This window comes from Streptococcus mitis, assembly GCF_047464965.1.
In the GTDB taxonomy this organism is placed as follows: Bacteria; Bacillota; Bacilli; order Lactobacillales; family Streptococcaceae; genus Streptococcus; species Streptococcus mitis_DU.
On record NZ_JASHAT010000004.1, the window covers coordinates 142,542 to 157,109 of the forward strand.

At 30.7% G+C, this 14,568-nt stretch carries 14 protein-coding genes; all 14 read right to left on the minus strand.

From position 1 onward, the window contains the following. Nucleotides 1–8 precede the first annotated feature (8 nt). Nucleotides 9–1,559 (minus strand): lipopolysaccharide biosynthesis protein, encoded by a 1,551-nt coding sequence (locus tag QM408_RS03880; RefSeq protein WP_261052417.1) that lies wholly within the window; start codon nt 1,557–1,559, stop codon nt 9–11. Beyond that, nucleotides 1,560–2,522 (minus strand): capsular polysaccharide synthesis protein, encoded by a 963-nt coding sequence (locus QM408_RS03885; RefSeq protein WP_238095894.1) that lies wholly within the window; start codon nt 2,520–2,522, stop codon nt 1,560–1,562. It lies immediately after the preceding gene. A gap of 5 nt (nt 2,523–2,527) precedes the next feature. Continuing rightward, the gene (locus tag QM408_RS03890) at nt 2,528–3,523 is read right to left on the minus strand and encodes a glycosyltransferase (RefSeq protein ID WP_261052416.1); all 996 of its coding nucleotides are present in this window, start codon (nt 3,521–3,523) and stop codon (nt 2,528–2,530) included. Nucleotides 3,524–3,534: 11 nt separating this feature from the next. Continuing rightward, on the minus strand, nt 3,535–4,512 hold the full coding sequence (locus QM408_RS03895; protein ID WP_261052415.1) for a glycosyltransferase family 2 protein: 978 nt from the start codon (nt 4,510–4,512) through the stop codon (nt 3,535–3,537). 72 nt (nt 4,513–4,584) lie between these two features. Continuing rightward, nucleotides 4,585–5,574 (minus strand): glycosyltransferase family 2 protein, encoded by a 990-nt coding sequence (locus tag QM408_RS03900; protein ID WP_414373672.1) that lies wholly within the window; start codon nt 5,572–5,574, stop codon nt 4,585–4,587. Nucleotides 5,575–5,818: 244 nt separating this feature from the next. After that, on the minus strand, nt 5,819–6,844 hold the full coding sequence (locus QM408_RS03905; protein ID WP_261083854.1) for a glycosyltransferase family 2 protein: 1,026 nt from the start codon (nt 6,842–6,844) through the stop codon (nt 5,819–5,821). 399 nt (nt 6,845–7,243) lie between these two features. Then, the gene (locus QM408_RS03910) at nt 7,244–7,906 is read right to left on the minus strand and encodes an acyltransferase family protein (RefSeq protein WP_414373674.1); all 663 of its coding nucleotides are present in this window, start codon (nt 7,904–7,906) and stop codon (nt 7,244–7,246) included. 50 nt (nt 7,907–7,956) lie between these two features. Further along, on the minus strand, nt 7,957–8,967 hold the full coding sequence (locus QM408_RS03915) for a glycosyltransferase family 2 protein (RefSeq protein WP_414373676.1): 1,011 nt from the start codon (nt 8,965–8,967) through the stop codon (nt 7,957–7,959). Between the two features lie 25 nt (nt 8,968–8,992). Beyond that, nucleotides 8,993–9,973: a glycosyltransferase family 2 protein gene (locus tag QM408_RS03920; protein WP_238095883.1), complete on the minus strand. Its 981-nt coding sequence runs from the start codon at nt 9,971–9,973 to the stop codon at nt 8,993–8,995. Nucleotides 9,974–9,987: 14 nt separating this feature from the next. After that, nucleotides 9,988–11,097, minus strand: coding sequence for a CDP-glycerol glycerophosphotransferase family protein (locus QM408_RS03925; RefSeq protein ID WP_414373679.1), 1,110 nt, complete (start codon nt 11,095–11,097; stop codon nt 9,988–9,990). Continuing rightward, entirely contained in the window at nt 11,094–12,173 is a 1,080-nt protein-coding gene (locus QM408_RS03930) for a glycosyltransferase (RefSeq protein ID WP_414373681.1), read from the minus strand. Before QM408_RS03930 ends, QM408_RS03925 begins: the two co-directional genes overlap by 4 nt. Nucleotide 12,174: 1 nt before the next feature. Next, a complete protein-coding gene (gene tagD, locus QM408_RS03935; RefSeq protein ID WP_049544612.1) occupies nt 12,175–12,573 on the minus strand; it encodes a glycerol-3-phosphate cytidylyltransferase in 399 nt (132 codons plus the stop codon). Next, on the minus strand, nt 12,570–13,403 hold the full coding sequence (locus QM408_RS03940; RefSeq protein WP_414373684.1) for a glycosyltransferase: 834 nt from the start codon (nt 13,401–13,403) through the stop codon (nt 12,570–12,572). Before QM408_RS03940 ends, tagD begins: the two co-directional genes overlap by 4 nt. A gap of 16 nt (nt 13,404–13,419) precedes the next feature. Next, nucleotides 13,420–14,403 carry an EpsG family protein gene (locus QM408_RS03945; protein WP_414373687.1) on the minus strand — a complete coding sequence of 328 codons (984 nt, stop codon included), beginning with the start codon at nt 14,401–14,403 and terminating at the stop codon, nt 13,420–13,422. Nucleotides 14,404–14,568: the final 165 nt, after the last annotated feature.

The window sequence follows — 14,568 nt, forward strand, 5'->3', positions numbered from 1 at the left end:
ATTTCTCCTTATTTTTTTAACTTTAATACTTTTTGAATCATCAGTATGATTTGTCTACCGCCTTCATGATTTCTAAATAGGAAAACGTAGACACCCAATACTATCAAATAAAGGACGATTTTGATGATCAAACCGAAAATGAAATCTAGCTGAGTTAAGAGGTAGTTATCCAGCAAACTCAAAAGTAGAAAGCTTATCCCTGCGACAGTGAAATCTTGTAACAATGTTTTAAAAAAATCCTTTGAGGAAGCTTTCAATCCATACTTAAAGGCGCTATAGGGTTCATACCATGTACAGGTCAAGACTGTTGAACAAATCGTACCCAATAAAATTCCAGATACCCCTAAATCTAAAATCACTAAAAAGTAGAGTGAAAGGGAAATATTTAATAAAATCTCGACGATAACTTTTTTATTTTGCTCATAACTTAATCCATAAACTGAAATCAACGTTAGAATCGGTCTTCTATAAAAAGTTAGGAAAAAATGAAGGACGATCAAAATCTCAATCGTATAATTAAATGAAAAACTCTCACCTAACCAGATAGTCATAAATGGATGAATGAACATTAAATAACCTAAGCTAGCAAAATAAATCAGGCTAAAAGTAATAAACTGGAATTTTTTTAGGAATTTAACCATATCTGCTACTGTCGTAGACTCCGAATGGACTAAGTTACCTACGGAAGAAACAACTGAATTAATCACAGTATTTAAAATCAGTGAAAGAAATCCTAAAACATAGGTATAATTCCCGTAAATACCTATAGCTGCTAAGCTGACAAAACTTGCCATTAGAATACTATCTGTTTGAAAAACAATCGTTTCTCCAATACTACCGACTATATTTCCTTTGATATTTCGGATAAATTTTCCTTTTTCCTCCTGATTAATGGGTGTTATCTCATTCTTAAACAAGTAACCATACAATCTATCTACAATCCGCGACATGATGATATTCCCTATAAAATTCATGATGATACTGATCAATAGATAAAAGATATAATTTTTGGTAAAGAATAAAATTCCGATTTGCAAGCATACGCGAAGAGTATTTAATCCAAAGTCAATCAAAGTCATCATATAATTACGCTGATCGACATAAAGCAAGGTTCGTTTATAGGAGAAAAAATAGCTAGAAGCAGAATTAAAAACAAAGAGGAAAAAAATCAAATATACTTCGCTATTTACCGTATAATCCTTTATCATATAAGGAAGAAATAAAGAAAGTATAGCGCCCAGTATAAAAATAGAAAAGCCAATGATTCTATATAATTTTTTGAAGAGAATCATAAAGGCATTGATTTTTCCATGTTCTTCTCTGTCTAAGGGTCCATATAGTGCATAGCTCATGGCTCCAGCAACCCCTAATTCTGCCAAAGACAGAATGGAAACTAAGCTAGACAAATAATTGTTTAATCCTAGATAGGTTACCCCAAGTAAATTGATAAAAATAGTTCGATTGATAAAGCCAAGAAGGACTTGAAAAGGTTGCAATGCCAGAGCAATACTCGTATTTAAGGTGGCAAATTCGGTTCTACTTTTTTTCGTGTATTTCATCTATTCCTTTAATTTTCCTTGTAAAAGTTGATCGAGATAACTTCCTGGAAGGACTTCTTCTTTCTTGATTTTATAAGTCGTTTTCATAATCGGTGTTGTTTTTAATACTTCTTCCCATTCTTTTTCATCAAAAAGATCATGGGCATGGTCTCTTAAAAACCAAACACGCTCAGCTGGTGCTAGAATAGGTAATCTATCCACTAAGTTTTCAAAATAAGGATTGCACTTATATTCGGACAAAATAAAATAATCCATCATCAGGTAATGAATAAAGACTGGATATTTACGAACATAGTAAAGATATAAATCCCGAATATGTTTAAAATAAGGCTTTCCTTTTTTTCCTGCTAGAAAGAAACCTGCCCATTTAAAGTCACCAACAGTTCGTTCCATTTGATTTGTTCCTATAGGTGGATGATTCAGAGTAAAGAAATCACCTTCAAACATTTCTAAAGTTGCATAGGGAGATACAAATAAGGTTGCATCCATCCAAATTCCACCGTATTTGTATAAGAGACTAAAACGAATAATATCGGAATAATGCGCAGCTGATAATTTTTTTTTCTTGTATTTGTCGGTGATGTCTGATGGAATATTGATGAAATCCGCCAGATTTTCATCCGTCAACAAATAGAATTCACAGTCATTTCTTTTAGCGAAGTCTTTTATGGTCTTCGTTGAAGTCTGGACAGTCTCAGGCATTTGCGCTTCTCCTTGTTGCCACATTGTCCAAATTATTTTCGGAAATTCTGTTACTACTTCTTCTTTTTCATCCATCAAATCATCTATTTGAGCTTCTTTACGTAATTTCAATACAAAATCAAAAAGAATCTTTTTACGAAAATCATAGTACTTTGTCTCAGACTGTTGCGCAAGATAATAAGCTAGAGTTGGTTTGAGACCATAATATTTTATAATCGTATGATATCGAATGATTTTTTCTTGTAAGGTTTGGAATTTCATAAACTCTAAAATTTCCTTTCACATTTTTCTAAAGCTTTTTTTAGAAAATATCCGTTACGAAGTTTCTCTCCTGCTATTTTACTATTTTTAATCAGCTCTTGAAAATCTTCTTCATCAATCGTGTTTAAACAATCTGCAATTTCAAATAATGAATCAACAATGATTCCACAATGGTTTTTTCCTACAAAATCAGCCAGAGCAGATTGGCTCCATACAATAATCGGAAAACCAGATGCTAAATATAGAGAAGCTTTATGCGGGTTATTCATCTTTAAATACTCTCCATACATCCCACTACAAGTATGGGGGCTATCTCCGTCCCATACCAAACCAAACCCACCTTGCAGCTGATTGGGCAGTTCATCTGGAGTGAATGCTCCCTTATAGTGAACATTATTCGGAAGATGTTCAGACTCAAAGTTGATTCCATAAATTTCAAATTCGGGTTTTTCAGGTAATTCGCGAGCATACCTTGTTTTACGAATATCAAAATTACCAGCTAGTAAGATTTTATCTTTATCATAGTTTTTATCTTCGTTAAAATTAGGAATTAAATAGTCAAATATATCTAACGGAACAATTTTATCTTTATTAATTCCCATTTTTACTAGTTCAGCCTTCATTTTATCATTATGTGCTATGATTCCATCTACTCTTTCTAAAACAGTTTTATTTTGTAAAAAATGGATGATAGAGTATTTAAAATCAGAAAATGATGTAATTTTTTTATTTCTCAGAGATTCAATATCATGAACAAGTAAATACGCTTTAAAACTTCTTTTCTTTAAAAACTTCATACGTATTTGTTTCTTCAGTGACTGCCACAACAATGGAAATTGAAGAATAATAACATCATTTTGATTTAAATGATTGTTCTTTTGACTTTCTGTTAAATAATACTCTCGATAGCCATTATCCAACATAATTTTTTCAGCATCCATTCTCGCTTTGGGTCCTGCGTGATTTGCTTTTACATATGTTTCTTTTAAAAAATACTTCACTCTTACTACCCCTATCGAATTTTTTTAACTACATATTCCTGCCAACGCCATTGTAATCCTCCAAGAATATGTGAGATATTAACAATATGTTTGGGAAATAGTAAATAGGCACGAATTAAAAATGATCTTTTTGAACTTTTAGCATATCTATTTAAATAATTGCGATATTTATCTTCATAGGCATTACCTTCAAAAATACGGTAATCTATTACGTGCATCAATACTAGATTAAACAATCGGCGATAAATATAACTTAGTGCTTCCTCATCATCATCGTAATATTTTTCTACTTTATCACAAATCGTAAACAAATCTAAATTTTTAAGATTGAATTTCCGATTCATAGTACTTCCTGGACGCAATCGATAATAATATCCCGCATAATTAATTTTTACCATATTTCGTATCTGCTTTAATATTCCAATTCCACTATAAACATCTTCATAAATTAAGCCTTCAAGAAATGGGAAATTTATAATCACTTCTCTTCTAAATAGTTTAGCAACTGGATTTAAACGTACAATATTATCCCTACAAAGAGAAACCAAGGCTTCTTTGGTATCTCCTCTAAAGACTATCCCTATATTTTCTTCTGTTTTAAGTTTCAAATCTTGTTCATTATGAGTATACCAACATTCTACGATATCAATATTTTCTGAGGTCATCTGTTTCATTAGTTGCTCAAGCATGTCTTCTTTAATGACATCATCACTATCTACAAAAGTAAGAAATTCACCTGTAGATTCCTGCATACCTCGGTTTCTGGCAACACTCTGCCCTTGATTCGTTTGATTAATTAAGCGGAAACGGGTGTCTCTTTTACAGTATTTCTCACAGATTTCTTTAGATCCATCAGTTGATCCATCATTGACTAATATTACTTCGAGATTCTTATATGTTTGAGATTGAATATTATCTAAACATTCATTTAAATATTCTTCAACATTATAAACTGGTACGATGATACTAATTAATTTTTTACTTTTCAAATTATAGTATTCTCCTCTCTCATAAAGTAAATGAAAATGAAATAAGTTTTATCTCTTAAGTGATACTTCTTATTACTTTTGAGTTTTAAAAAAAGATTTTATATAATATTTTTCTAATCGCCATTGCATAGCTCTAACAACTCTTGTAATTAGAACAATATGTTTTGGAAACAATCGATACAATCTAATTAATAAAGACGGCTTCGAACTACTTGCATATCTGTTCAAATAGAAAAAATATTTATCTTTATATGGATTCCCTTCATGAATACGATAATCTATAATATGCATTAATACTAAATCAAATAGTCGGCGATATATATATTCTAGCGAAGCAGTATCCTCAGCGTATAATTGTTCTACTTTGGCACAAATAGTAAACAAATCTAAATTTTTTTCGCTAAATTCTCGATTCATAATACTACCAAATCGTAAGCGATAAAAATATCCAGTATAATTTATTTTAACCAGTTTTCGAATGTGCAGTAGGATTCCTATTCCTTCATAAACATCTTCATAAAATAATCCTTCTGGAAATGGAAAATCCTTAATCACTTCTCTTCTGTACAATTTTGCCCATGCATTTAAACGAACAATATTATCTTTACATAATGCTACCAATGTTTCCTTGCCATTTCCTTTAAAAACATTCCCGATATTTTCACGTGATTTCTGCTGCAATTCTTTTTGATTATGAGTATACCAGCACTCTACAATATCAATATCTTCTGAATCCATCTTTTCTATTAATTGATACAGCATATCATCCTTAATGATGTCATCGCTATCCACAAAAGTAATAAATTCAGCAGTTGATTCCTGAATTCCTCTGTTACGCGCCCCGCTCAACCCTCTGTTTTCTTGATTTATTAAATGAAAACGGTTGTCTTGTTGACAATATCGTTCACAAATTTCCTGTGACTTATCAGTAGAACCATCGTTTACTAATATTACTTCTATATTTTTATATGTTTGCCTTTTAATGCTATCTAAACATTCATCTAAATATTCTTCAACATTATAAACAGGTACAATTACACTTATTAACTTTTCTAATTTCAACTTTTCTCCTTTTCTCCTTCTTTAAGAATGTATTTGCAACAACAATGTATTATTACGTGGTTAAATTTCCTTTATTTTTATTGAGTTTATCAAATTCATACTTAATAGAACTATGGACAGGTTATACAAAATAAATATGTTCATTCTTATAATTATTTATATCTTCAAAATATCAATTAGAACTAACATCATCAATATTTACAAATATGATAAATTCGGTTATTAAAGTACATACTCCAACATTTCACAAGATACTTTGAGCTTTATCTTTTACCAAACGAGTAGAAACAAAGCTATTAAACTTATTCCTTGTATAATTTATTTTATTACGAATATCCAAATAATGTAAATAAAGCGGAAATATAATTATAATAAATAATCTCGGAGAAAAAGTATACCATCGTAATAATCTACTGTTTTTTAAAACTTCTGAAGATTTTTTTGCAATTCCAATATATTTTTTTAGATTCTCGTCGTATTCCTTAAAATAAGGATGACCAGGGCGAATTTTATATAATTCAACATGAGCAATACATACTAAAAAGAGTGCTTTAGCTATATATGGTAATAATTTATCCTCACTAAATTTTTCTAATAAAGAATCCCCAATTTTAAATAAATCTAAATTTTTACTATCAAATTTTCTTCTCATAGTACTTCTAGAATGGATACGATAATAGTAACCAACGTAGTTAATTTTCCTCATTTTTTCAATATTCTGTAATGAAACAATTCCTGAATACAAGTCTTCATAAATTAAATTTTCTAAAAATGGAGTCCCCTCTACTATTTTTCGACGGTACAATTTAGCTACAGGATTCCACTTTATCTCCATATCGAGACATTTTTTTAGTGCCTCTGACGAAGTAAACTCCTCAATTTTCAACTGTCTATTTTTAATATTATATATTTCTTTATTTACTGTAAAATCACATTCAACAACATCGATTCCTGTGTCCATATAATTCATTAATTGTTGTAACATATCACTTTTTATAACATCATCGCTATCCACAAAAGTAATAAATTCACTTGTAGAAGCAGCTACTCCATTGTTGCGAGCAACACTTTGCCCTTGATTTTCTTGATTAATTAAATGAAAACGGGGATCTTGCTGACAATATCTTTCACAAATTGCTTGTGAATTATCAGTAGATCCATCATTGACTAGAATAACTTCGATATCTGTATACGTTTGATTTTTAATACTATCTAAACATTCTTCTAGATAGTTTTCTACATTATAAACTGGAACTATTATACTAATCATTTTTATTATGACATCTCCTTTTACTAAATTTAAGACTTCTAAGTTGGTCCATAATACTTATTTTATTAATTATTGTGTGGATTATCCATGCTAAAAAAATGCTAATCATTAAAACCAGAGTTGAAAAGACAACATCATTTAATTTAGAGGTTACAAAATACTTACCAAACGCTATTATCACCAACCCGTGAATCATATATAACTCAAATGATATCCTACCTAAAAATAGTAAGTACTTATTAGAAAAATCTATTTTCCTAACTATCAAGATAGAGAAAAGAGTAAATATAAGATTGTCTATATTAGCTGAAAATGCATAACTATAACTATCAAATAAATGTAGTTTCCAATGTATAAAACCAAATTGATGAGAAATAAATAGTGACCCAGTAATTATTACTAAGATAAAAAATAATACTTACTCAATACACTATCAATACACTTTTTGTTTTTCGCCCAAATCAATCCTAAAACAAATGGTAAGCTACTATTATACCACCAAAAACCATATTCTAATCTTATTGCAAAAATAATATAGACTACTATTAAAAGTAAATTCACTATTATAGCCATTGTTTGATTGCGGAACATTTTAAACGATAGATAGAAGGATATGTACATTAAAACGATAGTATTAACAAACCATCCATTTAAAATTATGGTATCTCCTTTTTTAAATAAATTAATGAAGAAAGAGTTTGTTAGCTCTTGTCCATTTAAGTAGTAGTAAATCAAATATATAGCAGATATAACAATAAATGGTCTTAAAATCCTCGACAATCTTTTAGTTAAAAAATTATCAAGATAATTTTCTTTTTGATTATTCTGAACATATAAGCCATAGCCTGATAGAAAGAAAAATACAGATACTATATATGTTCCCATATAACTAAAATTAGAAAACTCTACCCCTGTTGTTACATATTTCGATAAATGATGGAAAACTATCCCTAATGCTAAGAAACCTTTTATCCCAATTGTTGATTTCATATTTAAATAATCATTATTTTCAGGTAGCAGATATAGTAATATCGCTATTATTAATAAGATAAAAATATCCATAATAAAACCTCTATTCTATAGAAATCGATTACATCATTTTAATGAAAAGTTTAGGTAAATAAATGTACTATATTATCAATTTGCTTTTTATTAATTATTTTTTTAGTAGAAATCCATATCTTTTGAATTAATATATAAATTGGATGAGTAATCGTTGTATAATATTTTGGAGCAATTAAATACAGTCTCAATAAACGATATTTTCGAACAACTTCCTTGGATTGCTTTGCTATAAAAGCAGCCTTTCGAATAAAATCTTCATATAAATCGACATATGGATTCTTCTTATTTATCCCATCTTTTAAATAGTGTCCATGTCCTATATAAAACATAAAATATCCAATATAAGGAAGCATATCTTCATCATCTTTAAAGGAATCTATTAACTGATTTCCCACTTTAAAAATATCTAAATCTTTTTCATTAAAGGATTTTGTCATAGTGCTATTCGGATGAACACGATAGTAATAACCGATATAATCAACAACTACTATTTTTCGAATATGTTTTAAATAATTGATTCCAGTAAAAACATCTTCGTAAATATAACCTTCTAAAAATGGAACTTTTTCAACAATTTCTCTTCTATATAACTTCGTAAAAGCACAAAATTTCACATCTTCAGACACAATACAATTAAGAATTGCTTCTTTAGCGTTTCCTTCGAATACAATTGTAGAAGTTCTATTAAGAAAGAACTCTTCTTTATTAATAGAACTTCTACATTCTACGATATCTACATCCGTCTTCATGTAAGGAAGTAATACTTCTAATACGCTTGTATTAATCACATCATCGCTATCCACAAACATAATATATTCTCCAATGGATTCTTTCACACCGCGATTTCTAGCGACACTTTGTCCTTGATTTTCTTGATTGATTAATTTAAAGCGATTATCTTTCTCACAATATCGTTCACATATTTGCCTTGAACTATCAATTGAGCCATCATTGACTAGTATCACTTCAATATCAGTGAAAGTTTGATGCCTTATACTTTCTAGGCATTCTTCCAGATATTCTTCCACGTTATAAACTGGAACGATTACGCTAATCATAAAATAATTACCTTCTCATTTATTGTTATTTATCTAGCTTTACTTCTTTAATACCATTTTTCCATTTCCAAATTGCGTAATAGATTGGAAATACAATTGAATTATAATATTTTGGGCAAATATTATAGAGCTTAATCAAACGTGACGCTCTAGCCAAGTCTGGATTTTTCTTGGTGATAGTTACATAGTCGGCCAATTTCTGATTATAGACTTCTGCATATGGATTTCCTTTACGGATATAACCTTGATAATGCATAGTTGCTATATCCACTAAGAAGCTACCAATATAAGGAAGAAGTTCTTCACTATCAGAATACAACTCTATTAACTTGTCACAAACTACGAATACGTCTAAATTTTTTTCAGTAAATGTTCGATGCATAGTACTCGACTGATGTTGACGGTAATAATATCCTACATAATCAATTTTCACAATCTTTCGGATATATTTAAGCATCCCAATACCGCTATAAATATCTTCAAAAATAAACCCTTCTAAATAAGGAACAGCTTCAACGATTGATCTTCTATAGAGTTTTGTAACTGGGTTCACACTTAGAACATGGTTTGGAAAGATTTTTACTGCTTCTTGAGAATTTCCCTCAAAAAGGATTTTTGTATCTTGAGACTTTTCTGCCAAGAATTCCTTTTTATGTACGGTGAATTGACTTTCTACAATATCTACGTCTTCACCCATATGTTGCATTAAGGTTTCTAAATAATTCGCTAGGATAATGTCGTCACTATCCACGAAAGCAATGAACTCGCCTGTCGAAGCTGTTACTCCATTATTTCGTGCAACACTTTGTCCTTGGTTGGTTTGATTCATTAATCGGAAACGCTTATCTGTTTGGCAATAACGCTCACAAATAGCTTGTGAACCATCTGTTGAACCATCATTGACTAAAATGACTTCAAGATCTGTGTAGGTTTGATTTTGAATGCTGTCTAAACACTCTTCCAGATAAGTTTCTACATTATAAACGGGTACGATTACACTAATCATTCTTTATCCTAACCTTATTTCTTTAATCCAATTTCATCCAAAAGGGTCTTTGTAAAATCTTTTTGAATGGCATTAACCTTGTTATTAACTTTTTTTCGTTCGTCAATATAAGGATCTTCAGATTTCATGACACTCGCTAGAAATTCTAATAAATCATGCGAATCACGAATGACACTCCCCACCATAAGACTCTTGATATCTTCAAATACAAAACCACGTTTTTCTTTGTATTCCTCATAATCATTAATGGTAAATGCAACTGGCCTATTTAATAAATAATAATCTAAAAATACTGATGAATAATCAGTAATTAATGCACTTGTTGTTCCCAAAAAGGTATATAAAGTCTCATACTGCTCACTAATAATCTCTTCTGTTAATAGATGAATGGTCGAATAATTCATTTCGAATTGTAACTGAGATTCCTCAAGAGGGTGAAGTTTAATATAAAGTTGATACCCATAGTTTGAGAGTAGTTCTTCAATGTTTTGAAAATCCTCTTCTTCTAAAGAAAATATCAATGCTGCTTGGCTGTCATGATAATTTTTAGAATTACGATAAGTTGGCATCCAAATGATCTTCTTCTCTTTTTTCTCTTTAAAGAGCTCATCATTCCGAATATTACCAACAAGAAGCATCTGCTCATCTTTAGCATTAAAAGCAGCTTTCATGATTGGAGTAAATAATTCTGAAGAGGAGACTAATTTTGTAAAGAAATTATAGTCAATTTTTTCCATTCCAACTTCAAGATTCCCAATTTTTTTCAAGGGCATTCCATGCCACAAGTTGACAACCATCTGGTTTGGTGCAGGTTTTATAGGATACTTGCCAAATGAATAGAAAAAATATTTAGATGTTAAAAAATAAAAGAAACCTCGATAAATAGAAACATACTTTACATCATGTTCTTTTTCTAAATGATAAAAATCATTAGATGCACAAACGATTTCATATGCTTTGTGATAGCCATTGTCCACTAAATAGTGATAGAGTGTTCTAAGATTATCTCTAAATCCCCAGTTAGAATACAGAACAATTCTATTCCTTTTCTTGGGAATAATTTTATTTAGTTTATAAGTAAAATCACTTACTTTAAAAAGTAAGGGTTTTAAATACTTGATCATTCTCTTTTTAAACCTTGCTTATAAATTTCTTTTAAATTTTGAACATTTTCTTCAATGTCAAACCGCTTTAGATGTTCATTCAGCTGTCGTTGCTTATCCTTGAAAGGCGCCTTTTCTATATAGTTTACCCATTTATCCTTATCTAGAGGCATAGCTGTACAGAGTTCACCAACTATCTGAGTTGTCGGATCAATCGTTTCATTCATGATAATATTGACTCCGGAACACTGAGCTTCTACCAGCACGATTGGGAAACCTTCATACAAAGAAGGAAAGGCAAAAATATCAAAGGCTGAATAAAATTTATGAACATCTTCTCTTTTTCCTGTAAAGATAATATTCTTAAATTCCTTACTTTTTCCTTCTAGAGTTGAACGATCTGGTCCTTCACCAACAAAGAAAAAAGTAACATCAGGCATTTCTTTAGCAATTTCAATCAAAAAACTCTGGTTTTTGAAGGGATTTAAAATACCAATCATCCCAACTACTTTTTGATCTTCAGCTATATGAAACTCTTTGCGAATTTCTTCTCGAAAAGTTGCAGAAAACCGATACTTGTTGATGTCAATTGCATTTGGAAGGATTTGAAATGATTTCTTTCCAAATATTTTCAGTCCAGCTAATTGGCCACAAGAGATACGATGGGTCGCATTTTTCAAGGCTAGAAAGACCAAAAATCGATTGCGAATACTTTTTAACCAAGTATCTGAGAATTGGCTACTATGATTGTGGTAAATCCTAACTGGGACACCATTTTTTCGAGCATAGTAATTATGTATAAAAGCGGTTATAGGATTATGGACATGGAGAATATCAATCTTATTCCTTTCATAAAAGTGTCGGCACTCTCTCGCATAGGCAAATAGTTTAGAAATCTGTAGGGCAGGAAATACAATGCGTTTGATTTCTTTTTCATCTAGGTATTGATTAAATGGGAAATGAGCGTCGCCATTTGACTCGCCAACCATATATTCAAATTCTTGATCATCAGTTGGGATATGATTCTTTATAAAACTTTGTACCCCGCTCATGGTATTCCTTACACCACCTGTTACATGTATGACTTGATATTTCATCCTAGTTTCCTTGATTCAAATCATTCTTTATCTTAGAGGTTGAAATTTCTTTTGTTCGTGGTAGGTAAACAACCTCTATCCCCATATCACTTAAATAATCAAACTTGCCCTGCCAATCATCTCCAATGACAAAGACATCAGCATGATACTTTTCGATGTCTGAGATTTTTTGATCCCAATTTTCTTCTGGTATGACAAGATCCACATATCTGATAGCCTCTAATAGCGATTTTCTTTTTTCGTAATCGAAATAACATTCTTTATTTTTTTCTAGTCTATTAAATTCATTGGTGGATAATCCTACAATCAAATAATCTCCCAAAGCTTTTGCCCTTTTTAAGAGATTAATATGACCATAATGCAATAAATCAAATGTTCCGTATGTAATGACTCTCTTCATATCTTCCTAACCACCTCTACATCTTCTCTCATTTTTTTCCTATAGACCCATTTCCTAACTGAATTCGGAAGAATTCGAACCGCATTACGAAGGAAAATATTTCTAAGAAATTCTACTAGACTAATGTCTCTTCTACGATAAAAATCTAATTGGAGCATAAAGTCAGTCTTTACATACAGGAAACCACCTCTACGTAGGTAGCTGGAATCATTTGTTTGCATAACAACTAAAGGTTCCTGGATATTCAAAAAATCCTTAGTTGGATTATCATGTAACAATCTCATTGTGAGGTCATAATCCTCTAGGTAACGGAATTTACGATAATTACCAGCCTTCAAGATATACTCTTTTTTCATCATACTCGATGGATTATTAAAGGGATTTCTCATTTTCGAATATTGACGAATTTCGGCTGTAGTTTCTGGTACTTTCTTTAAGGCGGTAAACTCTGTATTCTTCTCTAGAATATTGGAACCAACCATGATGAGGTTGGGATTTTTTTCAAAGGCAGCTAATTGCTTCTCAAACCTTGTTTCTAGAGAATAGTCATCACTGTCCATTCTTGCAATGAATTCTGTTTGACATTGATTAACTCCAAAGAGGGAAGCTGGTCCAGAACCTAGGTTTTTAGGTAAATGAAAAACCTTTAAAATCGGGATTTCTCTCTGCAACTTTTCGATTTCTCTATCTAGCTCTTCTGGCAATGTACCATCACAAACTAAAATGATTTCTGTTGGTTTAATGGTCTGATGATAAGAGCTTAGTAAACTTTTCCTTAAATTTCTAGGAGTTTCTTTTTTATAGACTGTCGTTAGAACTGAAAATTTCATTTTATAACTCCTAAACCTAATTTCCAAATAACCAATCTACAATAACTGAACGGTAGGGAACGACATGGTACCAGTCAGCTTTAAAGTAAACAATGACTAGAAAGATTGAAGCATAAACCAATATCACCAAATAAAATAAAATCCACTGAACTTTTTTGTCACCTATTTTAGATAAAATCATAGGGATATATAGGCAAATAAAGGGGGTAAAGTAGTGTGCGAATCTACCAAAAAGGCTTGTTTGCAAAGTTGACGCGGTAAGTAAAAAGGAGATAAAGAACAGACTTCTTATATATTCTTCTTCAGTCGATAATTTTTTCTTTCTAATCACTACTTCTCCAAAGACCAGAACTATACCATACCAAATTGTTAAAAATACAGGTGCCCATTTATTGCTTTCCAAAAACCATGATGATTCCAGATAGGAAGTATACTGAGGAAAGAAAGAAATAAAGGTAGTGGCAATTTGTTTGATAAAAGGAAAGATGATAAGAAATAAAATGAACACAAACTGGTATGCTCTTTTGTTTAAAACGATTTTTTTAAGGGGGAAAAACAAGAGGCAGACGATACCAGATGTATGAAATAAGGGAGTTAATAAGATGAATATTGATGCTAAAATCTTCTTGTTTTTTACTAAGTAGTGAAATCCTAAAAAACTTAAAGCGATTGCTAGACCTTGTCTGATATTTGATAAGGAATAAAAAAAGAGTCCTAATGAGCTGAGGTAAATCAATAAACTCATGTAAACATTTTTAGAATGCTTATAAAGAACAAAAAACCAGAAAAATAAGGTTATAAAGGCATAGGCAAACAATAAAAATGTATAGTGAGAACTGAAGTTTCTTAGAAAAATATTACTTACTAAATAACCAATTTCAAATCGAGAACGAAATAGAATTGATAAATCCGGAAGTTGTAAGTCATTTGATTCAAAAATATGGATATAGGTTCCTAAATCTCCTCCTACACTAGAAGTACGAAAACCTGCAATTATTATAAAAAATAAAAAAGTTGGAAAAACAAGAAATCTTAACTGGCTCTATAATATTTGTAGTGGGTAAATCTCCTATAAATATTATGGAGCCTATTTTTGTGTAGAAAAAAAGTCCCATATGACCTATAATGAAAAGCGACGAAACAACTCATTAGAAAGATTCATATG

Coding starts and splice junctions, on each gene's coding strand:
- QM408_RS03880 (WP_261052417.1), bottom strand. CDS start 1,559: ATGAAATACACGAAAAAAAGTAGAACCGAATTTGCCACCTTAAATACG.
- QM408_RS03885 (WP_238095894.1), bottom strand. CDS start 2,522: ATGAAATTCCAAACCTTACAAGAAAAAATCATTCGATATCATACGATT.
- QM408_RS03905 (WP_261083854.1), bottom strand. CDS start 6,844: ATGATTAGTATAATAGTTCCAGTTTATAATGTAGAAAACTATCTAGAA.
- QM408_RS03910 (WP_414373674.1), bottom strand. CDS start 7,906: ATGGATATTTTTATCTTATTAATAATAGCGATATTACTATATCTGCTA.
- QM408_RS03915 (WP_414373676.1), bottom strand. CDS start 8,967: ATGATTAGCGTAATCGTTCCAGTTTATAACGTGGAAGAATATCTGGAA.
- QM408_RS03920 (WP_238095883.1), bottom strand. CDS start 9,973: ATGATTAGTGTAATCGTACCCGTTTATAATGTAGAAACTTATCTGGAA.
- QM408_RS03925 (WP_414373679.1), bottom strand. CDS start 11,097: ATGATCAAGTATTTAAAACCCTTACTTTTTAAAGTAAGTGATTTTACT.
- QM408_RS03930 (WP_414373681.1), bottom strand. CDS start 12,173: ATGAAATATCAAGTCATACATGTAACAGGTGGTGTAAGGAATACCATG.
- tagD (WP_049544612.1), bottom strand. CDS start 12,573: ATGAAGAGAGTCATTACATACGGAACATTTGATTTATTGCATTATGGT.
- QM408_RS03940 (WP_414373684.1), bottom strand. CDS start 13,403: ATGAAATTTTCAGTTCTAACGACAGTCTATAAAAAAGAAACTCCTAGA.